Genomic DNA, 20,850 nt, shown 5'->3' with positions numbered 1-20,850 from the left:
GGCGATCGTTAACGAAGTGATCAGACGACCGACAAAGACACGTAGATTACGCGACGGTCAGGGTCACATCGACATTGCCGCGCGTGGCATTGGAATAGGGGCAGACTTCGTGGGCCTTGTGGACGAGGTCTTCAGCCTGCGCCTTGTCGAAGCCGGGCAGGGTCACCTTGAGTTCGACGGCGATGTTGAAGCCCTTGGCGCCTTCGTTCGCGTTCTCGCCGAAGGAGACGGAAGCGTCGATGGTGGCTTCGTCGGGGATTTTCACCTTTTCGCCGCGGGCGACGGCCTTGAGGGCGCCGAGGAAGCAGGCGGAATAGCCGGCAGCAAAGAGCTGTTCGGGATTGGTGCCGGGGCCATCGTTGCCGCCCATTGCCTTGGGGGTATCGAGCGTGACTTCAAGGCGGCCATCGTCGGTCTTGCTGGTGCCGGTGCGACCACCGGTGGTGTGAGCGTGGGCGGTGTAAACTGCGGACTTGATGCTCATTGGACTGCTCCTTGGCTTGAGTTCGAGATACATATCGCGCAATTAAATTGCGTGCAATAGAATTTTGTGTTGTATAATTGGGTCCGTGATCCGGAGACCGAAAATGGCGGAGAAAACCATGGCGACAATCGACCAGATGTTGTGCTTTGCCGTGTATTCGGCAGGCCACGCGTTCACGCGGTTCTACAAGCCGCGATTGGATGCCCTGGATCTAACGTATCCGCAGTATCTGGCGTTCCTGGTTTTATGGGAACGCGACGACATCACGGTGAAGGCGCTCGGCGATAAGCTGTTCCTCGACTCCGGCACGATTACGCCGTTGCTCAAACGGCTCGAAGCGCGGGGGCTGGTGAGTCGCAGGCGCGACGAAGACGACGAGCGGCAGGTGCGGATCAGATTGACGCCGGAAGGACTGGCGCTGAAGGACAAGGCACTGGCAATCCCTCTTGCGGTGATCGAGGGCACAGGCATGACGCTGGCAGCAGCCGAGGCCATGCGTCAGGAATTGCTGGCCTTGCGCGGACGTCTCGACGATGCCGTGGATCAGCGGAAGCCCACCCCGTCGACCTGACCAGATCGGCAACCGCCGGCGGCTGGTCCGGCGGCGAGCATAAGCGGACCGAGATCGTCGGGATCCGAGATGTGGCCACTCAAGGTGATGCGCAATTCGGTAATGAGGGTGCGATTGCCGTCCTGTTCGCAGTCCAGGGCAACGCGATCGCCTGCACCCTGTCCGAAGGCGCGGTCAAAAGCGGCGCGGATGTCCGCGAGAGTAACACGCTTGCCTATATTTCCGGCGAACAGGTCGGCGACTTCGGACGCGTTCAGCGCCCGCATGAGGTCGAGTGCGTGGGCAAAATATTCGCGCTGGCTGGCGCCGTAACAGGTGCCATGCTTGATCCATTCATGACGATCAAGGCCGGACAGGCTGCCGGGCATGACCTCGTCGAGCTCGCGGCGCTGAGCAATCGTGAGATCGAGCATGGGAAGCTCGCGCCAGCGGCCGTCGCGGCTGGCCCAGATATCGCGCTCGGCCACGCCGCAATATTCACGCTCGCGCGGTTGCGGCCACAGACCGTGCAGTGTGAACTTGGTAGCGCCGAAACTGTCGGGCTGTTGGGTGCGGCACTCGGCGACATGCGGGGCGGTTTCGCAAAATGCCGGTTGCCAGTTGACGGCGAGTATATACTCCGCCCCGGGGTCGACACGGACCGGCGCGGTCGTTCCGACAGCAATGTCTGTCGTCCCGCAGTCGATTTCCACCCATCGGCGCGAGGGGCTTGCGCCTGGTATCACCACTGAAAAATGGGTGGGCGGCGTTTTGTTCGCGGCGACGACCTGGTAGGTGCTGCCGGTATCGAGCGTGACGGCGCCGGGATTGGTCCCTCGGCTGATGGACTGATAGGCAGAGCAGGCATGTGTGGCGCGCAAGGTGCCGGACAGTGGGACTTCGGCCAACGCAGCAGTGGGCGCCAGAAGCATCAGAATAATCAACAGCCGCTTCAACACTTTACGATCGTTTCCAGGTTCGGTTGAAGAGGGGCGCGGAACTTGGTGGGCGAAGGCGTCGTTCTTCTGCCACATTTTCTGGAGGCATGAACATGCATGAATCTGATCGTGAAACCGTCATCTTGGATCGCGGTGGCAGCGGCGCGGGTATCGTCGTCGGCATCATCGTGGCAGTGGCCATTCTGGCAATCGGCTACCTCGTTTTCTTCAACGGCGCGCCGACCGGCGGCACCGTAGATGTAGACGTGCCTGCCGTGAGCGTGGATGTCGTTCCCGACGGCCAATAACCGCCGGATCGATGAATAGACGGGCGCCCAGGAGGCGCCCGTCTTCGTTTCAGAGCGTGATGCGATAGATGCCGAACCCTTCGGCATCGGTATCGCCGGTCGCTTCGATGCTGACGGCGGTAACGTCGTCCACTTTATCGGCCGCCTTGGGACCCGTCGCGAACAAGACAGTGGTGTCGCCGATCGGGGCCAGCGACCAGTTGCTGTCGGCCTTGGGATCGATCGTCCCGTTTTCGATGATGAAGCGAACGATGATGTCGCGATTGGTATCGGGGCCGATGAAGACGATCTTGTCTGGCCCGATGCCCGGGAATGAACCGCCGCCGCCGGCGCGATAATTGTTGGTGGCGACGATGAATTCCTGCGCCGGATCGATTGGGGCGCCGTTGTACTGAAGGTCGACGATGCGGCTGGCATCTGCATTTTCCAGTGCACCACCATCGGCGGCATATTTCGACGGTTGTGTCAGATCGATCCGATAGGTCACCCCATCGATGACGTCGAAATTGTAGGACGGGAACTCCGGATTGATGAGTTCGGCGTCGGTGGCGCCAGCTTCAACCTGGTTGAATATGCCGGCCGAGCGCTCGAGCCATTCCTTCACATCCGCACCAGTGATTTTCACTGCCTGGATGGTGTTGGGATAAAGGTAGAGGTCAGCGACGTTCTTGATCGCGACGGGGCCGACGGGAACGTCGGTGTAATAGTCGGGGCCGCCGCGACCGCCTGCTTTGAAGGGTGCCGCTGCGGACAGGATCGGCAGTGCCTCCCACTCGGTACCCTTCATCATCTGCTCGATGTACCAGGACTGTGCCTGCGACACGATCTGTACGGACGGGTCGTCTGCCACAAGGGCGAAGTAGGAATGCAGGGGGGCAGCCGTTTCGCCGACCGGGCGGCGGATATAGTCGAGGGTTTCTTCGTGTTCGGCCTGAACCGACGCCTCGACCTCAGGCACGGATTCGACGGTCGGTACGTTCTTGTTATCGATGCGCTCGACGATCGGGCGCGCTTCGGACGTATGAGAGACGACCGTCCACTTGCCGTCAGCATCCACTTCAAGCAGCAGGTCGATGAGACCCATATGCGAGGCCCAGAAGCCCGGCATGACAGCTGGGGTGCCGTTGAGCGTGCCCGCTTCGCTATCGGCGCCCTCGACTTCGGCATAGTCGGGTCCGGGGAACACGCGGTGGTGGTGGCCGGTGAGTACCGCGTCGATGCCTTCGACGGCGGCGAGCTGGAGCGAGGCGTTTTCCATGCCCTGTACATGCGGGCCAGCTTCGATGCCCGAATGGGAAAGGGCGACAATGATGTCTGCGCCTTCTTCCTTCATCTTCGGCACCCAGGCCTGCGCCGCCTCGACGATGTCGCGTACCACGACCTTGCCGGTGAGGTGGGTCGAATCCCAGGTCAGGATCTGGGGCGGCAGGAAGCCGATAACGCCGATCCTGATCGTGTGCGTGGCACCCGAGCCGTCCGTCAGTTCCTTTTCGAAGATGCGGTAGGGCTCGACATAGGTCTCGTCCTGGGTCGGATCCTCGGCGAGCTCGGTGCCGCGCACGAGATTGGCGGACACGAAGGGGAACTCGGCGCCTTCAAGGGCACGGTCGAGGAATTCGAGGCCATAGTTGAACTCGTGGTTGCCCAAGGTCGCCGCGTCATAGCCAAGCGTATTGAGGGCGGCGACGGCCGGGTGGATGTCACCCTGATTGAGGCCCTTCTCATAGGCCATGTAGTCGCCCATGGGATTGCCCTGGATCAGGTCGCCGTTGTCGAACAGGACCGCATTGCCCGCTTCGGCACGGATCTGTTCGATAATGGCGGCGGTGCGGGCCAGCCCCATCGTGTCATTGGGCGCATCGGCATAATAATCGTAGGGCAGGATGGCGACGTGTATGTCGGTCGTTTCGATGATGCGCAGGTGTGCCTGGTTGGACTGGGCGAGCACCGCAAAGGGGTGCAGGGCAACCACGGCGCCGGCGCTGGCCGAGCCGACAAGGAAGCTGCGCCGGGAAATATTGGGGAAAAAGTTCATGATCGTCTCCGTGTGAAATGTCTTCTCACGGGGGCAGTCGCTCCCGGGAGGCCCGGCATGGGTGCCGGTGCTTGACACTTCCCCGCAAAAGGGGAGCGTGCCGCTCATGCCCCGGAGAGGTGACGCTGGCATGACGGCTGGAGATGGGAGGCTAGGGAGTTTTTACCGGGCGGTCAATTTATGACAGTTCGATGACATGGCGTGCTGTCTCCTTCCACCGCTTGCGGGGGAGGGCAGAACGAGCCGCGGCTACTGCACCAGCTTTGGGTCGACCAATGCGCCCTTGTGGCCGATGACGATGCCAGCGGTGCGATGGGCGGCTTCTGCCGCTTCGCGAAGTGACTTGCCATTGAGACGTGCCGAAAGGTAGGCGCCGTTGAAGCTGTCGCCTGCGCCGGTGGCATCAACGACCTTGGCGCCTGGCGGCGGAGCAACACGCACGCGCTCGTGAGCGGTAGCAATGAGAGCCTCGTTGCTGCCGTCCTTGACCACCACTTCCTCGACGCCCAGCTCCAGGTAGCGGTCGGCCGTGTCGTCGACGGTCTTGTCGCCAAACAGCGGAGCCTCGTCGGAATGGGTGGGGAGGACAATGTCGCAAAGGCTTGCGGCGGCCGTCAGGACGCCAGCCATGACCCGAGGGCTGGACCAGAGCGCGGGCCTGAGATTGGTGTCGAATGCAATCCTTGCGCCGTTGTCGCGCGCCTTGACGATGGCGCCGAGAAGGCGGCCGCGGGCGCGCGGGGCGAGAATGGCCAGGGTGATGCCGGAAAAATAGACAAGTTCGGCACCTTCCACAGCGTCGGACAAGGCTTTCTTATCGTCGGCGAGGAGTTTGGCGGCCGAGGTGTCGCGCCAATAGGTGAAGTGGCGATCGCCCTTTTCCTGATGGATCATGTAGAGACCAGGACGGCGGTTGGCGATGGCCTTGATATGGCCGGTTCCGATGCCGTTGTCCTTCAGGAAGGCGCGGATGTCGTCGGAGTACCGGTCTTCGCCGAGCGCAGTGACGTAATCGACCGACCAATCCTTGCCCAGGAGGGCGCGCAGGTACCAGGCGGAATTGAGCGTGTCGCCGGCATAGCCGAGGCGATAGGAGCGGTCTTCTCCGCCGCTCATCTCGATCATGCATTCCCCGATGGAAACGATGCGTCTGGTCAAGACCAATCCTCCCTGAAGCCCCCTATGGGCTTATGCCGCTCCGGGCTTGCTCCGGCAAGGGCTTGCCACTAAACAGGCTCCTACCCTGCGCGCAACTTCCATACAAGATGCCGCGATAGAACTGGAGATCGTCTTGAGCCCCGTACGCCTCAGCCAGAACAGCCTTGCCAATGTCGCCAGGGGCACGGCCGTGCCGGACTATGACAGGAGCCTGGTGAAGCCGGGGATAGTGCATCTGGGCATCGGCGCCTTCCACCGGGCGCATATGGCCGTCTATGTCGACGACCTGCTCGCGAAGGATCCGAGCTGGGGCATTGTCGGCGCGAGCCTCAGGCGGCCGGACACCAAGGACGCGCTGGAACCGCAGGACGGACTTTATACGATTGCCGTTCGCGATGCCGCCGGGACGCATCCGCGTGTAATCGGCTCGATCCTCAAGGTGGTTGACGCCAATACCGAGCGCGAAGACTTGCTGGCGTTGATGGCCGATCCGGCCATTCGCATCGTATCCCTGACCGTGACCGAAAAGGGTTACTGCTACGAGCCCGCGACGGGGGAACTGGACCAGCGCCATGCCGATATCGTGCATGACCTGGCCAATCCCACCGCGCCGAAATCCGCGCCGGGCATACTGGTGGAGGCGCTGGCGCGCCGCAAGGCGGCGGGGGTCGCACCGTTCACCGTGATGAGCTGCGACAACCTTCCCAGCAATGGCGAGACGGCGCGGCGCATCGTCACCAAGTTTGCGTCCTTGCGCGATGCCGAGCTGGGCGCGTGGGTAGAGCAGGTGGCTTTCCCCTCGACGATGGTAGACCGGATCGTGCCCGCAACCACCGATGCCGATCGCGCCGAGGTGACTGAGCTGATCGGGGCAGAGGATGCTTGGCCGATCATGACAGAGCCCTTCACCCAATGGGTGATCGAGGACCATTTTCCTTCGGGCAGACCGGCGTTCGAGAACGTGGGTGCGCAACTGGTTCAGGATGTCGAACCGTTCGAGCACATGAAACTGCGCATGCTGAACGGATCGCACTCGACGATGGCATATAGCGGCTATCTCGGCGGCTATGAGTATATCGCCGAGGTCATGGGTGATCCGGCCTATGTGAAGCTCGTGCATGGATTGATGACCGAGGAAGCCATGCCGACCCTCGACATGGCCGGCGTCGACCTCGGCGCCTACCGCGATCAGCTGCTGGACCGGTTCCGCAATCCGGCGCTCAAGCACCGCACCTGGCAGATTGCCATGGATGGCAGCCAGAAGCTGCCGCAGCGACTGCTCGGCACCATCCGCGACCGGCTCAAGGCCGGACAGAGCATCGACCGGCTGGCGCTCGGGGTCGCGGCATGGATGCGTTATGTGACGGGCGTTGCAGAAGACGGCAGCGATATCGATGTTCGCGATCCGCATGCGCTCAAGATGCATGCGATTGCCGCCGATGCGGGGGACGATCCGGACGCGTTGTTCGACGGACTGGTGGGCATGACTGAGGTTTTTGGCACCGACCTGCCGGAAAATGCCGCTTTCCGGGCAGCCGTCGTCGCGCATCTCGAACGTCTGTTCGACAAGGGGGCTCGGGAGACGGTGGCGGCCGTCGCTGGATAAACGCGCGCTGCCCACAGGCTCATTGGAACCCGTGTTCAGCCTCGACACTTACTGCTAACGTCTTCGTGACTTCGGAAAGGCGTCAAAGATGAAGTGGCAAGGTCGGCAGCGCAGCTCGAATATCGAAGATCGGCGCGGAGCAGGCGGAGGCAGGCTTGGCGGCCTGGGTGGGCTCGGCGGGCTGGGCCGGGGTGGTGGCATCCGCATTCCCACTGGAGGTGGCGGTGGAAGCCGAGGCGGCATTTCCAGCCTGATCGGCATCGTGGTGGTGCTGGGTATCATCTGGTTCGCCACCGGTATAAACCCGATCGACATACTCAGCGGTTCGAGCAGCTCCGCGCCGGCATCCAACGTATCGTCGCGGGAGCTTCCGGCGGAGGGCGAAGACCAGCTTGCCGATTTCGTCGCCGTGGTCGTCAAGGAGACAGAGGACCTCTGGAGCGAGCAGTTTGCCGCGATCGGTGAAGATTACCCTGAACCCAATGTGGTGTTGTTCACCGATGCGGTGAACACGGCCTGCGGCGCCGCCGACGCGTCAGTGGGACCCTTCTATTGCCCGGGCGACCAGAAGGTCTACATAGACCTCAGCTTCTACGACCAGTTGCACCAGCAGTTCGGCGCGCCGGGCGATTTCGCCCAAGCCTATGTTCTGGCGCACGAAGTGGGTCACCATGTGCAGAACCTGACCGGCGTGCTGTCCGAATTCAACCAGCGGCGCCAGTCGATGAGCCAGGAAGAGGCCAATGCCTATTCGGTCCGGGTGGAACTGCAGGCGGATTGCTATGCGGGGGTCTGGGCAAATTATGCGGGCCAGCAGAACCTGCTCGACAATGGCGATATCGAAGAGGCGCTGAACGCCGCAAACCAGATCGGCGACGATACGCTGCAAAAGCGCATGCAGGGGTTCGCGGTGCCCAAGACCTTCAATCACGGCACGTCCGCCCAGCGCCAGAGCTGGTTCGAACGCGGCTATCGCTCCGGCGATCCGGGTGATTGCGATACGTTCTCCGGAAACATCTAAAGCCCGATGAGATGCCGCGACGCCATGGCGGCAGCCCAGCCGGCTGCCAGCATGACCAGCCCCGGGTAGCGCAGGCTGACCAGCGCCGCGACCATCAGCGCGATGCGTACGTCCCAGCCACCGGTGAAGAAGGCCGGCGCCCAGAGCGTGGTGAGCACGGCGGCGGGTACGGCGTTGAGAGCCTGTTCGAGCCTTGGGGGCAGGGTGCGCATGCGGGTGATGAGCACATAGCCGCCGATGCGGGTGAGATAGGTGGCGGAAGCCGCCGCCAGAATCAGCCAGAGCGTGGAGAGATCATCCATCAGTGGCTGGCCTCCTCGACGGCCGCAGGCCTGGGCGGCAGGGGGAGGAGGGCTGCCACCAGGACGCCGCAGATGGCGCCAATGCTGACATGCCAGGGAGAGCCAACGAGGTAGTACGCGGCCACCGAGCACAGCATGCTCGTTGCGACGACCGGATAGAATCCGGGTTTGCGACGGAAGCCGACGACGAGGCCGAGGAAGTAGATGGGCAGGAGCACATCGATGGCCCAGACCCTTGGATCGCCGAGCATGGAGCCAAACCATGCGCCGAGGACCGAAAACAGGATCCACGGGAAATAGATCACCAGGGCGAAGGCCATGTACCACGAAAAGCTCAGCGACTTTCCCGACTCACCGCGTCGGATCGCTTCGGCAAACTGCGGATCGATCAGGAAGAAGAAAGCGAGGGCCTTCTGCACGGGGCTGTAGCCGCGGATATAGCGGGCGATGGCCGCCGAATAGAGGATGTGCCGGAAGTTGACGGCAAAGACGGAGAGCACGATCAGCCACGGGGCGACGTGATTGCCGAATAGCTCGATGCCGACCAGCTGGCTGGCACCGGCATAGATCGTCGCGCTCATCAGTCCGGCATCGACAATGGTGAGGCCGTTGTCGACTGCGACGGCACCGAACAGGACAGCAAAAGGTGACGTGGACAGCGCGATGACCGCGCCGGCCTTGAGACCGTCCAGGACGTCGTTGCTCATTGGGATACCGCTGACAGACTCGACCGTGAGCCGAATGGATCAGGCCGCGGTGCCCGGCGCAACATATTCCGCCTTTTCGGGCAGACCCTTCTGCTTGCGCACCTGATTGAGGAAACGCGTGAACAGATAGTGGCTGTCCTTGGGACCGGGGCTGGCTTCCGGGTGGTACTGCACCGAAAAGATCGGCTTGCCGTCGACGGCGAGGCCGGCATTGGAATTATCAAACAGCGAGATGTGCGTCTGGGTGACGCCAGCAGGCAGGCTCTCGGCATCGACGGCAAAGCCGTGGTTCATCGAGGTGATCTCGACCTTGCCGGTGGTCAGGTCCTTGACCGGGTGATTGGCGCCATGATGGCCCTGATGCATCTTCGAGGTCGTCCCGCCCAGCGCGAGGCCGAGCAACTGGTGCCCGAGGCAGATGCCGAACATCGGCTTGCCTGTCTCCATCAGCTTCTGGATGGTCGGGACGGCATATTTGCCGGTTGCGGCCGGATCGCCCGGGCCGTTGGAAAGGAAGATGGCGTCCGGATTGTGCGAAAGCACATCGGCGGCAGTCGCGGTGGCGGGCACGACGGTGACCTTGGCGCCCTGGTCAGCCAGGCAGCGCAGGATATTGCGCTTGGCGCCATAGTCGATGGCGACGACATGGAATTCGGGGTTGTCGAGCGTGCCGTAGCCCTTGTCCCACTGCCAGCCGGTCTGATCCCAGTGATAGGTCTGGGCAGTGGTGACTTCCTTGGCGAGATCGAGACCCTCGAGGCCCGGGAAGGCGTCAAGCTCCGCTTTAATGGAACCTTCGTCGAACTGGCCGGTCGGTTCGTGCGCGATGACGCCGTTGGGCATGCCGTTCTCGCGGATCAGCGCGGTCAGGGCGCGGGTGTCGATCCCGGCGATGCCGACGATGTTGCGCTTCTTGAGCCAGGCGTCGAGCTTTTCAGCGGCGCGATAATTGGACGGATTGGTGATGTCGGCCTTGAGGACCACGCCCCGGACGCCCGACAGCGCAGCCATGTTGACCGTCTCGATGTCTTCGTCGTTGGTGCCGACATTGCCGATATGAGGGAAGGTGAAGGTGATGATCTGGCCCGCATAGGAGGGGTCGGTCAGCACTTCCTGGTATCCGGTCATGGCCGTGTTGAAGCAGACTTCGCCTGCTGCGTGCCCCACTGCGCCGATGCCGTGGCCCTCAAGGCGCGTGCCGTCCGCCAGAATAAGAACTGCGGTCGCGGGGGTGTGCTGCCAGCCGGTCACTTTGGGTCTCCAAGCTCGGTTTATCGTGGTCGCGCGCAACGAGAGCGGTGGCGGAGAGCCTGCCCTTGCGCGTGGCGAAGATGTCGGTTGAGGCCTCCTCTTAGAAGGCCGAAGCGGACAGCGCAAGTGGCGAAGGCCGCGTTATTTGCCTATATGGGGGCAACAATCTGCATAGCAAGGAGCCGGACGGCACATGCGCGAAGACATCAGCGAAGGCCTCAAACTGGCGCTCAAGGCCCGTGACCAGCGCCGCACAGCGACACTGCGGTCGATCAACGCAGCCATCAAAGACCGCGATATCGCCAATCGGGGCGAGGGCAAGGGTCCGGCGACCAACGACGAAATCCTGTCCATGATCCAGAAGATGGTGAAACAGCGCGAGGAAAGCTTTGCGATCTATGCGCAGGCCGGACGCGCAGACCTCGCAACAGTAGAAAAGGAAGAGATCGACATCCTCAACGAGTTCCTGCCCAAGGGTCTCACCGATGAGGAGGTGACCGCTGCCATCGCGGCTGCCATCAGCGCGACCGGCGCCGAAGGTCCGAAGGACATGGGCAAGGTCGTCGCCCAGTTGAAGGCTGCCTATCCGGGGCGAATCGATTTCGGGAAGGTGAGCGGACAGGTGCGCGCTGCGCTCAGCGTGTGACCCGGGAGGCGGGCGCTTGTCGCCCGCTTTTTCAGGCCACGAGGCGGAAAGGAGCGACGTGCACCTGGTTGCGCCCTGCTTCCTTGGCCTTGTAGAGGGCCGCATCGGCCCTGCTCAAAACCGACGAGAACGGCTCCTGCTGACCACCAGTTGCCATTCCGGCGCTGACTGTCGCGATCTCGCTATCGTCGCCGATCGGCAACCTGAGATCGGCGTAGGCCTTGCGGATGCGTTCGGCCACGGAGCGAGCGATCTCCCAATCGCGGTCCTGAAGAATGACGCAAAATTCTTCGCCGCCGATGCGCGAGATGATGTCCTCGTCGCGCAGTTCGCGCCGGAGCACACCGGCAAATTGCTGCAGCACCCAGTCGCCGTGCGCGTGGCCCCGGCGGTCGTTGATCTGCTTGAAGTGATCGAGATCGAACATGATGACGGCGACGCCGGCAATCACGTCAGTGTCGCGCAAACGCTGGAACAGCGCGCGACGGTTGAGTACGCCGGTCAGGGCATCGGTATTGGCCTCGATGTGGTGGCGGCGGGCCGAGCGCGCATGGTGCAGCGTCAGGGTGATGGCGCCGATGCCCGTGAGCCCGACCAGCGACATGATCGAATTGACATCCTCTGCCCAGTTGTCGGGCGGCGCGCTGATGATCCAGGCCTGATCGAGCACCAGCATCAGAGCGCAGGCGAAAAAGGATATTGCGACCAGAGCGTAGAGAGCCGCATTTGCCGACATTGCCAGTGTCGACTCCGAGCGCCCGCGCCAGAACTCGCGACCGCATAGCGCCATGATCACCCCGGCGCTGACGTTGAGCATGATCGTCCCCACGCCTGACAGTCCCGCCAGCAGCGGCAAAACCGTGACGGGGATCACGAGGCAGGCCACGAAAACGGCGGGTCTGGCTGTCCTTTTGTTGAAGAGCCGTGACCCCGAAAGAATGAAGGCAAAGCCACCCAGAAGAATCGGGAACGGGATCAATTGATTGATGAGGCCGTAATTGCCGTCTCGCAGGCCGAGCCCGGTCAGGGCGAGGACTACGAGGCCAATGCCGGCAGCCCCATGAATGAGGTAGATCTCGGCGCGGGCATTCAGCCAGCCGATCACCAGCGCCACCACAAGGGAAGCGCCGGAAAAGGCAATACCGATCAGCAACGATGCATTGTCGATCATGCGGCTGGCACTAAGGTTCCCAGGAGTGGTGTGAGAAAACCTCTTAGCGCGACGAAAAACAATAGTGGGTTACGGCCGCAGACCCAATTGCAGGATTAGTGACCGAACCGTTAACCCGCGGTGGCCGGCAAGGCGCCCGGGGGCAAGGCCGAGGCACGGCGCTCGAGCCAGCCGGACCAGATCGCCAGAATAACGGCGAGCGTCAGCGCGCCTGCGCCGATGAGGGGCAGAGACCGGTAACCCAAGGCTGCGTCGAGCATGACGGCGCCGAGAACCGCCCCGATGGCGATGCCGATGTTGAAACCCGATGGGATCAGCGCGGCAGTGAGGTTCGGTGCGTCCGCAGCCCACATCAGCATGCGCGACTGCAGGGGCGAGCCGAAGGCGAAGGTGGCGCCGCCCCAGAGAACGATGAGAATCGACATGGGGACAGGATAGGGCGCCGCAAGATGCAGCCCGAGAAACAGCATGGCCTGAAGGCTGAGAATAGCGATCAGCGACGGCATCAGGCGCCAGTCCGCGAGGCGCCCACCCAGGAAAACGCCCACGGTTGCACCTGCGCCATAGAGCAGCAGCAGGACGGGCACGGCTTCGACCGGCAGTCCCGTGACGTCGCGAAGCAGCGGGGCGATGTAGGTGAAAAGGCTGTACTGGCCGATCATGACCAGGATGGCGATGATAAAGCCGAGATAGACCTGCTGACGGCCGAGCGCCAGGAATTCCCGGCGGAAGCTGCCCCTGCTGGCTTCCGCTCCGGCGTGGGCCGGCAGAACCATGGCCAAAACCACCGATGCGGCTAGGCCCAGGAACCCCACGCACCAGAAGGTCGCGCGCCAGCCGAAGACGTTGCCGATGGCCGTGCCGCCGGGCACGCCGAGGACGTTCGAGACGGTGAGCCCGGCAAGGATCATGGCCATCGCAAAGCCCCGACGCTCTGGCGGCACGATACTGGTGGCAAGAATAAAGGCGATGCCGAAATAGGTGCCATGCAGCACTGATACAACAATTCGGGCGGCGAACAGCAATTCGAAATCGGGCGCGACGGCGCACAGGAACTGGCCGAGCGAGAAGCCGAGACCCAGCAGCACGACGAGGCGCTTGCGATTCATCTTCTTGGTAAGGATGGCCAGGAGAGGGCCGCCGACAGCAATGCCCATTGCGTATCCCGACACCAGATAGCCTGCGACCGGAATGGATACATTCAGACCGAGCGCAACTTCCGGGAGCAATCCCGCAATGACGAACTCGGCGGTGCCAAAGGTGAATGCAGCCAGGAAAAGCGCAAGCAGGGACAAGGGCATGGAATATTCTTCAACAGAAAGAGCTGCATGCTCTTTCCACGCCGCGGACGTGCGGGCAATGCAGATTATGCCGCCGCAGCTATAGAAAAACTACATGCGCAGGGATGTTGGCGCGACTCTCGCCACGGCGTAGGCTGCGACCTGAGAGAGGGTGCGGCGCTGGCCGCGGGGAGATCTGAACATGACTGTTTCTGCACAAACGAAGCGACGTTTTGCGCTGGCGACCGCGCTGCGCGGCGCATTGATGCTGCTCGCCGGTCTCTATGCGGTGATCTGGCCGCTCGAAGCGCTGGCGGTGCTGGTGCTGTTCGGCGGCATCCTGCTGCTGATCGACGGAGCGCTCGGGCTCTGGAGCCTGACCTTCGGCGGAGGAAAGTCAGGCAATTACTGGTTCGACGTGATTGCCAATGCCGCCTCGCTGATCCTTGGCATCATCATCCTGATCAGTCCGTTTCTCGCGACGGTTTTTACCGTCACGTTTCTGTCGACGATGGTGGGGCTGGCGGCAATTGTCGTGGGCGTGATGCAGATCGTGGTGATCGTCCGCGAGCGCGACAGTTATGCGCGGATCTGGCCGGTGGTGCTCTCGGGCGTCTCGTATGTGCTGATCGGGTTGATCTTCCTGCTGTTCCCGCTGCTGAGCGCTTCGATCGGCATGATCGTCGGCGGCATCCTGCTGATCATGTTCTCCATAGGGCTGTTCGGCTGGGCGTGGCGGCTCTACCAGCAGACCAAAGCCTGAGCGCAGACAAGGACCGCCTGATGGACGAATTTTCGGCAAGCGGGCGCTGGATCGCATCACGTGCGCGGGACTGGTACGAGCGCCTGCCCTGGCTCGTCGGAGCGAACTTCGTGCCGTCGTCGGCTGCCAACCAGCTCGAGATGTGGCAGGCCGAGACGTTCGACCCTGAAGGCATTGACCGCGAACTGGGCTGGGCGGCTGACATCGGCATGAATTCGATGCGGGTGTTCCTGCACGATCTGCTCTGGTCTCACGGCGTGCGCGGATTTGAAGACCGGATTTCGCGTTATCTCGACATCGCATCCAGCCGCGGCATCAGTACAATGCTGGTGCTGTTCGACTCGGTGTGGAACCCGGATGTCGCCCTAGGACCGCAGCCGGAGCCGCGACCGGGCATTCACAATTCCCAATGGGTACAGGGCCCCGGACGAGCGTTGGCGGACCGAGCGGACTGGGCGCGACTCGAGGATTACGTGTCAGGCGTGGTCTCGGCCTTCGGACAGGACGAGCGGGTGATCGTCTGGGATGTGTGGAATGAGCCGAGCAATCTCAACGGCGGACGTTTCGCCGAATTGACGGACAAGTGGGAGCTCATCAGCGAACTTCTGCCGCAAGTTTTCCAGTGGGTCCGTGCCGCTGCGCCAAGCCAGCCGCTGACCTCGGGTGTGTGGGCGGGCAAGACGCTCTATGACGACGCGCATGCCCGGATCCAGATCGACAATTCCGACATCATCAGCTTCCATGACTACCAGACCCCGGAGCGCTTCGAGGCCAAGCTCAGGGACCTTCCGCGCGACAGGCCGCTGTTTCTGACCGAATACATGGCGCGAACGCCGGGGAGCACATTCGAGGGCATCCTTCCCATTGCCAAGCGCGAGCGGATCGCAAGCTATTGCTGGGGACTGGTCGCGGGGCGGAGCCAGACGCTCTATCCCTGGGACAGTTGGAGCACGCCCTATATCGAGGCGCAGCCCGATCCGTGGTTTCATGACGTGTTCCACAAAGACGGGCGACCCTATCGCGCGGACGAAGTGGCCCTGATCAGGGCGATCACAGCATAGCAGCGGCGCGGCGTTCGGATTCGCGCTGCAGTTCGGCATTGAAGGTTGCACCGAGGACGACGATCAGCGCGGAATTGTACATCCAGAGCAAGAGGACAATGGCCGTGGTAAGCGAGCCGAACGTGGCCTCGAAATTGCCGATCTGCTCGACATAGAAGGAAAAGACGGCGCAGGCGGCCAGCCATAGCGTCGTCGCAAGGAGCGCGCCGGGCCATATCCACTTGGCGCGCTTGAAGCGCCGGTCGGGGGCATAGCGGTAAAAGGCCGCTATGGCGCCAACCCCCAAAAGCAGGAGCAGCGGCCAACGCAGCGTGAGGATCAGGCTCTGGTCAGGCGAGAACCAGGGCAGGGTGGCGAATATTGCGGGCAGACCGGCAACCAGCGCAAGGATCACGACCATCGCGATACCGGCCATGAACGTGGCCACGACGGATATGATGATCGTCGCGACGATCCCGCGCTTTTCATCGGCCGAACGGGTCCGTGAAATGGCGAACATCAGCGCGGCTATGCCACGCGATCCGCTCCAGGCCGCGACGACCAGGGACAGTGCCAGTCCGATGCCGAGGCCGGCATTGGGTTGCGATGCAAGGCGGGAGAGCTGACCGGCTATGGTCTGCCGCACCATTTCGGGGACGATGCCATCGAGCTTGTCGACGATCTCCGCCATGAAGCTGACAGGCATCAGGAGGCCGATAAGGATGATGATGGCGGTCGCGGCGGGAAAGAGCGACAGGAAGCCGAAATAGGCGACACCGGCGCAATGCATGGTCGTTTCCATGCGGGCCATGGAGGCAATGGTGCGCCACAGGACGCGACGCCAGCGACGGCGCGGCTTGTCGCGCATCGCGGTCTGGGCGGGATGGATGGACGCTGCGTTACTCATCGAGGGAGGAACGACAGTTGGGGAAGCGAAGTTGCCTTCAGCGATAAATCACGTCGATCCCGGCGACGGTGGTGTCCTGGCGCAGGATTTCGGCGCCATCGGGGAGGGTGATCCCGATCTCGCCGTCGGCTGTCCAGCCCGGTTCGAGATCCGCCGCTGCGAGCACCGAAACGAAGCTGGCCGCATCGAACGGGACCTGCTCGTTGAGTGGAACGAGGGCAGCCTGCATATTCTCGGGCGTGTCGCCGCAGGTGCGCGTGAAGGTGACGAGATCGTAGGCGCCGTCGGGCGCGGGCATGCGCTGAAACTCGGTGATCGAACAGGTGGGCACGATGTCGCTGACGAGCCAGAGGGTTGCCCCGATCAACGCCACGGGTGCCATGGTCAGCGTGAGAAGGACGGGCACCGGCATTTTGGCCTTGGGCATGGCTGTGGAAAACTCTCTCTTGATGACTTTGCCGCGGCAAATGCCTAACTAGCACATATGCGCTTCACCGATACGTTTCTGGACGAAATTCGCCAGCGCCTGCCGATCACGCAGGTGGTGGGCGAACACGTATTGTGGGACAAGCGCAAAAGCCAGCCCGGCAAGGGGGACATGTGGGCTTGCTGCCCGTTCCACGCGGAAAAAAGCCCAAGCTTCCACGCTGACGACCGTCGCGGGATCTATCACTGTTTCGGTTGCGGCGCGTCCGGCGATCATTTCCGGTTTCTGACGGAAAAAGCGGGCATGAGCTTTCCCGAGGCCGTGGAAAAGCTGGCCGCCATGGCTGGCGTTCCCATGCCCGCACGGGACGAGCGCACGGAAAAGCGCGAAGCCGCGCAGCGGACGCTGGTCGATGTCATGGAGCTGGCGACCAAATATTTCGAGGCTGCACTGGCGCACAATATCGGAGCGCGCGCGCGAGGTTACCTGTTCGAACGCGGCGTATCGCCCGCCAACCAGGCTCGTTTCCGCATCGGCTTTGCGCCCGACAGTCGCAATGGCCTCAAGGAACACCTGGCGGCCAACGGAGTGAGCGCTCAGGCGATGATCGACACAGGGCTCGTTACCAGCCGCGACGACGATCCGCTGACCTATGACCGATTCCGCAACCGGGTCATGTTCCCGATCACCGATTTCCGCGGGCGGGTGATCGCCTTCGGCGGCCGGGCGATGAGTGCCGACGTGCCTGCCAAGTATCTCAATTCGCCCGAGACGCAGCTCTTTTCCAAGCGGCAGACGCTTTACAATGGCTTCACCGCCAAGACGGCGGCGCGCGAAGGCGCCAGCGTCGTCGTCGTGGAAGGCTATCTCGATGTCATCGCGGCGGTCTCGGCCGGGTTCGAGGGTACGGTGGCGCCGCTCGGGACCGCGCTGACCGAAGAGCACGTGCAGCTGCTTTGGCGAATGAGCGACACGCCGATCCTCTGCTTCGATGGCGACAAGGCGGGCCTCAAGGCCGCGGAGCGGGCCGCCGAACTGATCCTTCCGCATCTCAAGCCGGGCAAGACGGTGAAGATTGCGACGCTGCCCGAGGGGCAGGACCCTGATGACCTGATCAAGGCGCAGGGCAGGGCCGCCTTTGCGGAGGTGATCGAAAAGGCGCGAAGCCTTTCGGACATGGTGTGGAGTTTCGAGACGGGCGGCCTCGTGCCCGAAGCGCCAGAAGAGCGCGCGGCCCTGCAGGCCCGATTGCGCGAAAAAGCCAACGGCATCCAGGATGCCACCGTTCGCTTCCACTATCAGCAGGCCTTCGACGAAAAGCTGAAGGCGTTCTTTGCGCCGCTGCGCCAGAGCGGCCGGGACGGGTGGCGGGGCGGTGGCAAGCCGGCCTACGGCCAGAGTGGAGCTTATGGCTTTCCCGGCCGTGGCACGCCGCGCCTCGTGGTTTCCGACACTTTGCGCAATTCGCGGCTATTGCGGGCCGGGGCCATCGCCGATGCCAGTCCGCGAGAGGCCACCGTCATCCTGACGCTGGTGAACCATCCGGCGCTGGTGGAAGATCACTTTGAGGCCCTCGCGGCGCTCGATTGCGAGACGCCGGTCGCCCAGAAAGTGCTGGGCGACATCCTGACCTTGGCGATCGGGCATCACGATATTTCCGCTGATGACATGCGCTCGGCGTTGGGTGCGAGGGGGCACGGGCCGGCACTGGCACGGATGACCGATACATTGACGCGACAGGGCGTGTGGCAGGTTGGGGCGGAGACAGCGCGCGTTGATGCCGAGACGGGATTAAGCCATGCGCTGGCCTTGCATAACAAGAAAGTTCAGCTAAATAGAGAGCTCAAGGCAGCCGAAGCGGCGCTGGGCGAAGACCCGAGCGAAGAAACCTTTGAAAGGCTGCGAGACATCAAGAACCAGATTACCACTGTCGATGGCACAGAGGCATTGATCGAAGGATTTGGTTCGCTATCGGGACGCGCAACTCGCAGTTTTTGAGGGGAGACCCACGGAGGCTGGCGACGCTGCGCGATTTTGCGTTATGGCGAATCAGCGCCGGCGTGCCCGAAAGCGAACGATGGGGCTATTGAGGCGTTAACGCTTGAGTGACCCAACCTTTACCTTGTCTTGAGTTGTCACCACCTAAGACACAGCCGGGACCATCCGCCCACCGGGTCCCGAGGAGTACCAGATGGCCACCAAGGCAGCGAACAAAGCCAGCAAGGACACGGAGAAGCCGGAAGCCGGCGCACCGGAAGCCTCCAACGACAGTCCCCTGATCGATCAGAACGATGCGGCCGTAAAAAAGCTGATCAAGGTCGCCAAGAAGCGTGGCTATGTGACCTACGAGGAACTCAACGCCGTTCTGCCCTCGGACGAGGTAAGTTCCGAGCAGATCGAAGACTTCATGTCCATGTTCTCGGAAATGGGCATCAACGTCGTCGACGAGGACGAGGTCGAGGAGACCGAAGTCGAGAAGGACGAGGACGACACCGGATCGGAAGTCGCCACCTCCTCCGGAACCGCCGTCGCCAACACCTCGAATACCAAATCCGGTTCGGATCGCACCGATGATCCGGTGCGCATGTATCTGCGCGAAATGGGCTCGGTGGAACTGCTCAGCCGCGAGGGCGAAATCGCCATCGCCAAGCGGATCGAGGCCGGTCGTGAGACCATGATCGAGGGTCTGTGCGAATCGCCGCTAACCTTCCAGGCCATCATCATCTGGCGCGAGCAGCTGGCACAGGGCGAAATCCTGCTGCGCGACATTATCGACCTCGAAGCCACCTATGCCGGCCCAGACGCCAAGCAGGCGGCGCCGGAAGTGCCTGTGGCTCCGCCCAAGCCCGAACCCGAGCAGGCCAAGGCTGCCCCGAAGGCCGCGCCAAAGCGCGCCACGGGCAATGACGAGGACGACTACGTCCCCGAGGAGCCGGAAGCGCCACAGGATCCGGTCGAGGACGACGACGACGAATTCGATAATGCGCTGTCGCTTTCGGCCATGGAAGCCGAGCTCAAGCCGCAGGTGGTGGAGACGTTCGACCGCATCGCCGATGCCTATGGGCAGATGCGCGAAATGCAGGATCGGCACGCTGAAGACCGCACCGCCACGGTGTCGGACGCCGAGAACTCCAAGCTGGGTGCCCTGCGCGCCGACGTGATCACCGACGTGAAGTCGCTGTCGCTAAATGCCGGCCGTATCGAGAGCCTCGTCGAGCAGCTCTACGACATCAACAAGCGCCTGGTGCGCCTCGAAGGTCGCCTGCTGCGCCTGGCCGAAAGCTATGGCGTCAAGCGCGAATCCTTTCTGCAGAACTACTACGGTCGCGAGCTCGATCCGAGCTGGGAATGGTCCCTGGAGACATTCGAGGGCAAGGGCTGGGCGGAGTTTGCCCGTCGCGAGACCGATACCGTCGCAGAAATCCGCAACGACATCGCGACGATCGCGACCGAAGCCGGCCTCGATATCGGTGAATATCGTCGTATCGTGCACAAGGTGCAGAAGGGCGAGCGGGAAGCCGCCATCGCCAAGAAGGAGATGGTTGAAGCCAACCTTCGCCTCGTGATCTCCATCGCCAAGAAGTATACGAACCGCGGCCTGCAGTTCCTCGACCTGATCCAGGAAGGCAATATCGGCCTGATGAAGGCCGTCGACAAGTTCGAGTATCGCCGCGGCTACAAGTTCTCGACCTATGCGACGTGGTGGATCCGGCAGGCCATCACCCGCTCGATCGCCGACCAGGCGCGGACCATCCGTATTCCGGTGCACATGATCGAGACGATCAACAAGATCGTCCGGACTAGCCGCCAGATGCTCCACGAAATCGGCCGCGAGCCGACGCCCGAAGAGCTCAGCGAAAAGCTGCAAATGCCCTTGGACAAGGTCCGCAAGGTGCTCAAGATCGCCAAGGAGCCGATCTCGCTCGAAACGCCTATCGGCGACGAGGAAGATTCCAACCTGGGCGATTTCATCCAGGACGTGAACGCGATCCAGCCGATCGATGCGGCGATCCAGTCCAACCTGCGTGAAACGACGACCCGCGTCCTTGCGTCGCTGACGCCGCGCGAAGAGCGCGTGCTGCGCATGCGTTTTGGTATCGGCATGAACACCGACCACACGCTCGAGGAAGTCGGCCAGCAGTTCTCGGTGACCCGCGAACGTATCCGTCAGATCGAGGCCAAGGCGCTGCGCAAGCTCAAGCACCCGAGCCGCTCGCGGAAGCTGAGGAGCTTCCTGGACAACTAGGAGCCGTCCG

At 62.6% G+C, this 20,850-nt stretch carries 20 protein-coding genes; 9 read left to right on the top strand and 11 right to left on the bottom strand.

Going from position 1 to position 20,850, the window contains the following annotated elements; all coding sequences use genetic code 11:
- Positions 1–46 precede the first annotated feature (46 nt).
- Positions 47–484 carry an organic hydroperoxide resistance protein gene (locus CCK88_RS09150; RefSeq protein ID WP_086470889.1) on the bottom strand — a complete coding sequence of 146 codons (438 nt, stop codon included), beginning with the start codon at positions 482–484 and terminating at the stop codon, positions 47–49.
- A gap of 103 nt (positions 485–587) precedes the next feature.
- On the opposite strand from CCK88_RS09150, the gene CCK88_RS09145 reads away from it, so the two are divergent.
- Positions 588–1,055, top strand: a complete 468-nt coding sequence (locus tag CCK88_RS09145; RefSeq protein WP_086470133.1) for a MarR family winged helix-turn-helix transcriptional regulator — start codon at positions 588–590, stop codon at positions 1,053–1,055.
- On the opposite strand, the gene CCK88_RS09140 is transcribed toward CCK88_RS09145, so the two are convergent.
- A complete protein-coding gene (locus CCK88_RS09140; protein WP_086470888.1) occupies positions 1,028–1,966 on the bottom strand; it encodes a ribonuclease T2 family protein in 939 nt (312 codons plus the stop codon). The two genes, CCK88_RS09145 and CCK88_RS09140, sit on opposite strands and share 28 nt — an antisense overlap.
- A gap of 119 nt (positions 1,967–2,085) precedes the next feature.
- On the opposite strand from CCK88_RS09140, the gene CCK88_RS09135 reads away from it, so the two are divergent.
- On the top strand, positions 2,086–2,280 hold the full coding sequence (locus CCK88_RS09135) for a hypothetical protein (RefSeq protein ID WP_140048938.1): 195 nt from the start codon (positions 2,086–2,088) through the stop codon (positions 2,278–2,280).
- Between the two features lie 49 nt (positions 2,281–2,329).
- On the opposite strand, the gene CCK88_RS09130 is transcribed toward CCK88_RS09135, so the two are convergent.
- Entirely contained in the window at positions 2,330–4,315 is a 1,986-nt protein-coding gene (locus tag CCK88_RS09130; protein WP_086470131.1) for a bifunctional 2',3'-cyclic-nucleotide 2'-phosphodiesterase/3'-nucleotidase, read from the bottom strand.
- Between the two features lie 249 nt (positions 4,316–4,564).
- Positions 4,565–5,473: a sugar kinase gene (locus CCK88_RS09125; RefSeq protein WP_086470130.1), complete on the bottom strand. Its 909-nt coding sequence runs from the start codon at positions 5,471–5,473 to the stop codon at positions 4,565–4,567.
- Between the two features lie 133 nt (positions 5,474–5,606).
- Here CCK88_RS09125 and CCK88_RS09120 point away from each other — a divergent pair, with 133 nt between their 5' ends.
- Together CCK88_RS09120 and ypfJ are read left to right on the top strand one after the other, a co-directional pair.
- Entirely contained in the window at positions 5,607–7,079 is a 1,473-nt protein-coding gene (locus tag CCK88_RS09120; RefSeq protein WP_086470129.1) for a mannitol dehydrogenase family protein, read from the top strand.
- A gap of 88 nt (positions 7,080–7,167) precedes the next feature.
- A complete protein-coding gene (ypfJ, locus tag CCK88_RS09115) occupies positions 7,168–8,100 on the top strand; it encodes a KPN_02809 family neutral zinc metallopeptidase (protein WP_086470128.1) in 933 nt (310 codons plus the stop codon).
- Here ypfJ and CCK88_RS09110 read toward each other — a convergent pair.
- From CCK88_RS09110 to carA, 3 genes are read right to left on the bottom strand one after another with little or no spacing between them, the layout of a single operon-like run.
- A complete protein-coding gene (locus tag CCK88_RS09110; protein ID WP_086470127.1) occupies positions 8,097–8,402 on the bottom strand; it encodes an AzlD family protein in 306 nt (101 codons plus the stop codon). The genes ypfJ and CCK88_RS09110 overlap by 4 nt on opposite strands.
- Positions 8,402–9,109: an AzlC family ABC transporter permease gene (locus tag CCK88_RS09105; RefSeq protein ID WP_086470126.1), complete on the bottom strand. Its 708-nt coding sequence runs from the start codon at positions 9,107–9,109 to the stop codon at positions 8,402–8,404. The genes CCK88_RS09110 and CCK88_RS09105 overlap by 1 nt, the downstream gene beginning before the upstream one ends.
- A 39-nt stretch (positions 9,110–9,148) precedes the next feature.
- On the bottom strand, positions 9,149–10,360 hold the full coding sequence (carA, locus tag CCK88_RS09100; RefSeq protein ID WP_086470125.1) for a glutamine-hydrolyzing carbamoyl-phosphate synthase small subunit: 1,212 nt from the start codon (positions 10,358–10,360) through the stop codon (positions 9,149–9,151).
- A gap of 193 nt (positions 10,361–10,553) precedes the next feature.
- Between carA and CCK88_RS09095 the strand changes: the two genes are divergently transcribed.
- Positions 10,554–11,006, top strand: a complete 453-nt coding sequence (locus CCK88_RS09095) for a GatB/YqeY domain-containing protein (protein ID WP_086470124.1) — start codon at positions 10,554–10,556, stop codon at positions 11,004–11,006.
- Between the two features lie 31 nt (positions 11,007–11,037).
- Here the strand turns inward: CCK88_RS09095 and CCK88_RS09090 are convergent, their stop codons facing one another.
- Together CCK88_RS09090 and CCK88_RS09085 are read right to left on the bottom strand one after the other, a co-directional pair.
- On the bottom strand, positions 11,038–12,177 hold the full coding sequence (locus CCK88_RS09090) for a GGDEF domain-containing protein (protein ID WP_086470123.1): 1,140 nt from the start codon (positions 12,175–12,177) through the stop codon (positions 11,038–11,040).
- Positions 12,178–12,287: 110 nt separating this feature from the next.
- A complete protein-coding gene (locus CCK88_RS09085) occupies positions 12,288–13,478 on the bottom strand; it encodes an MFS transporter (protein WP_086470122.1) in 1,191 nt (396 codons plus the stop codon).
- A gap of 181 nt (positions 13,479–13,659) precedes the next feature.
- Between CCK88_RS09085 and CCK88_RS18555 the strand changes: the two genes are divergently transcribed.
- Both CCK88_RS18555 and CCK88_RS18550 read left to right on the top strand, forming a co-directional pair.
- Complete coding sequence (locus tag CCK88_RS18555) at positions 13,660–14,220, top strand: HdeD family acid-resistance protein (RefSeq protein WP_086470121.1); 561 nt, start codon at positions 13,660–13,662, stop codon at positions 14,218–14,220.
- A 20-nt stretch (positions 14,221–14,240) separates the two neighbouring features.
- Complete coding sequence (locus CCK88_RS18550; protein WP_086470120.1) at positions 14,241–15,281, top strand: cellulase family glycosylhydrolase; 1,041 nt, start codon at positions 14,241–14,243, stop codon at positions 15,279–15,281.
- Here CCK88_RS18550 and CCK88_RS09070 read toward each other — a convergent pair.
- Both CCK88_RS09070 and CCK88_RS09065 read right to left on the bottom strand, forming a co-directional pair.
- Positions 15,271–16,167, bottom strand: coding sequence for a YihY/virulence factor BrkB family protein (locus CCK88_RS09070; RefSeq protein WP_086470119.1), 897 nt, complete (start codon positions 16,165–16,167; stop codon positions 15,271–15,273). The genes CCK88_RS18550 and CCK88_RS09070 overlap by 11 nt on opposite strands.
- Positions 16,168–16,204: 37 nt before the next feature.
- On the bottom strand, positions 16,205–16,594 hold the full coding sequence (locus CCK88_RS09065) for a hypothetical protein (RefSeq protein ID WP_086470118.1): 390 nt from the start codon (positions 16,592–16,594) through the stop codon (positions 16,205–16,207).
- Positions 16,595–16,651: 57 nt separating this feature from the next.
- Here CCK88_RS09065 and dnaG point away from each other — a divergent pair, with 57 nt between their 5' ends.
- Together dnaG and rpoD are read left to right on the top strand one after the other, a co-directional pair.
- Positions 16,652–18,592: a DNA primase gene (gene dnaG / locus CCK88_RS09060; RefSeq protein ID WP_086470117.1), complete on the top strand. Its 1,941-nt coding sequence runs from the start codon at positions 16,652–16,654 to the stop codon at positions 18,590–18,592.
- Between the two features lie 193 nt (positions 18,593–18,785).
- A complete protein-coding gene (gene rpoD, locus CCK88_RS09055) occupies positions 18,786–20,840 on the top strand; it encodes an RNA polymerase sigma factor RpoD (RefSeq protein WP_086470116.1) in 2,055 nt (684 codons plus the stop codon).
- Positions 20,841–20,850: the final 10 nt, after the last annotated feature.

The organism is Devosia lucknowensis (genome assembly GCF_900177655.1).
Lineage (GTDB): Bacteria > Pseudomonadota > Alphaproteobacteria > Rhizobiales > Devosiaceae > Devosia > Devosia lucknowensis.
The sequence above is the reverse complement of the archived record's forward strand: the minus strand, read 5'-3'. Positions and strand labels throughout refer to the sequence as shown.

Excerpts from the sequence above, each read along its gene's own strand:
- CCK88_RS09065 (WP_086470118.1), bottom strand. The coding sequence starts at position 16,594 with ATGCCCAAGGCCAAAATGCCGGTGCCCGTCCTTCTCACGCTGACCATG.
- CCK88_RS09150 (WP_086470889.1), bottom strand. The coding sequence starts at position 484 with ATGAGCATCAAGTCCGCAGTTTACACCGCCCACGCTCACACCACCGGT.
- CCK88_RS09145 (WP_086470133.1), top strand. The coding sequence starts at position 588 with ATGGCGGAGAAAACCATGGCGACAATCGACCAGATGTTGTGCTTTGCC.
- CCK88_RS09085 (WP_086470122.1), bottom strand. The coding sequence starts at position 13,478 with ATGCCCTTGTCCCTGCTTGCGCTTTTCCTGGCTGCATTCACCTTTGGC.
- CCK88_RS09070 (WP_086470119.1), bottom strand. The coding sequence starts at position 16,167 with ATGAGTAACGCAGCGTCCATCCATCCCGCCCAGACCGCGATGCGCGAC.
- rpoD (WP_086470116.1), top strand. The coding sequence starts at position 18,786 with ATGGCCACCAAGGCAGCGAACAAAGCCAGCAAGGACACGGAGAAGCCG.
- CCK88_RS09135 (WP_140048938.1), top strand. The coding sequence starts at position 2,086 with ATGCATGAATCTGATCGTGAAACCGTCATCTTGGATCGCGGTGGCAGC.
- CCK88_RS09095 (WP_086470124.1), top strand. The coding sequence starts at position 10,554 with ATGCGCGAAGACATCAGCGAAGGCCTCAAACTGGCGCTCAAGGCCCGT.
- CCK88_RS09140 (WP_086470888.1), bottom strand. The coding sequence starts at position 1,966 with ATGCTTCTGGCGCCCACTGCTGCGTTGGCCGAAGTCCCACTGTCCGGC.
- CCK88_RS09090 (WP_086470123.1), bottom strand. The coding sequence starts at position 12,177 with ATGATCGACAATGCATCGTTGCTGATCGGTATTGCCTTTTCCGGCGCT.
- CCK88_RS18550 (WP_086470120.1), top strand. The coding sequence starts at position 14,241 with ATGGACGAATTTTCGGCAAGCGGGCGCTGGATCGCATCACGTGCGCGG.
- CCK88_RS09110 (WP_086470127.1), bottom strand. The coding sequence starts at position 8,402 with ATGGATGATCTCTCCACGCTCTGGCTGATTCTGGCGGCGGCTTCCGCC.
- CCK88_RS09105 (WP_086470126.1), bottom strand. The coding sequence starts at position 9,109 with ATGAGCAACGACGTCCTGGACGGTCTCAAGGCCGGCGCGGTCATCGCG.
- ypfJ (WP_086470128.1), top strand. The coding sequence starts at position 7,168 with ATGAAGTGGCAAGGTCGGCAGCGCAGCTCGAATATCGAAGATCGGCGC.
- dnaG (WP_086470117.1), top strand. The coding sequence starts at position 16,652 with ATGCGCTTCACCGATACGTTTCTGGACGAAATTCGCCAGCGCCTGCCG.
- CCK88_RS09130 (WP_086470131.1), bottom strand. The coding sequence starts at position 4,315 with ATGAACTTTTTCCCCAATATTTCCCGGCGCAGCTTCCTTGTCGGCTCG.
- CCK88_RS18555 (WP_086470121.1), top strand. The coding sequence starts at position 13,660 with ATGACTGTTTCTGCACAAACGAAGCGACGTTTTGCGCTGGCGACCGCG.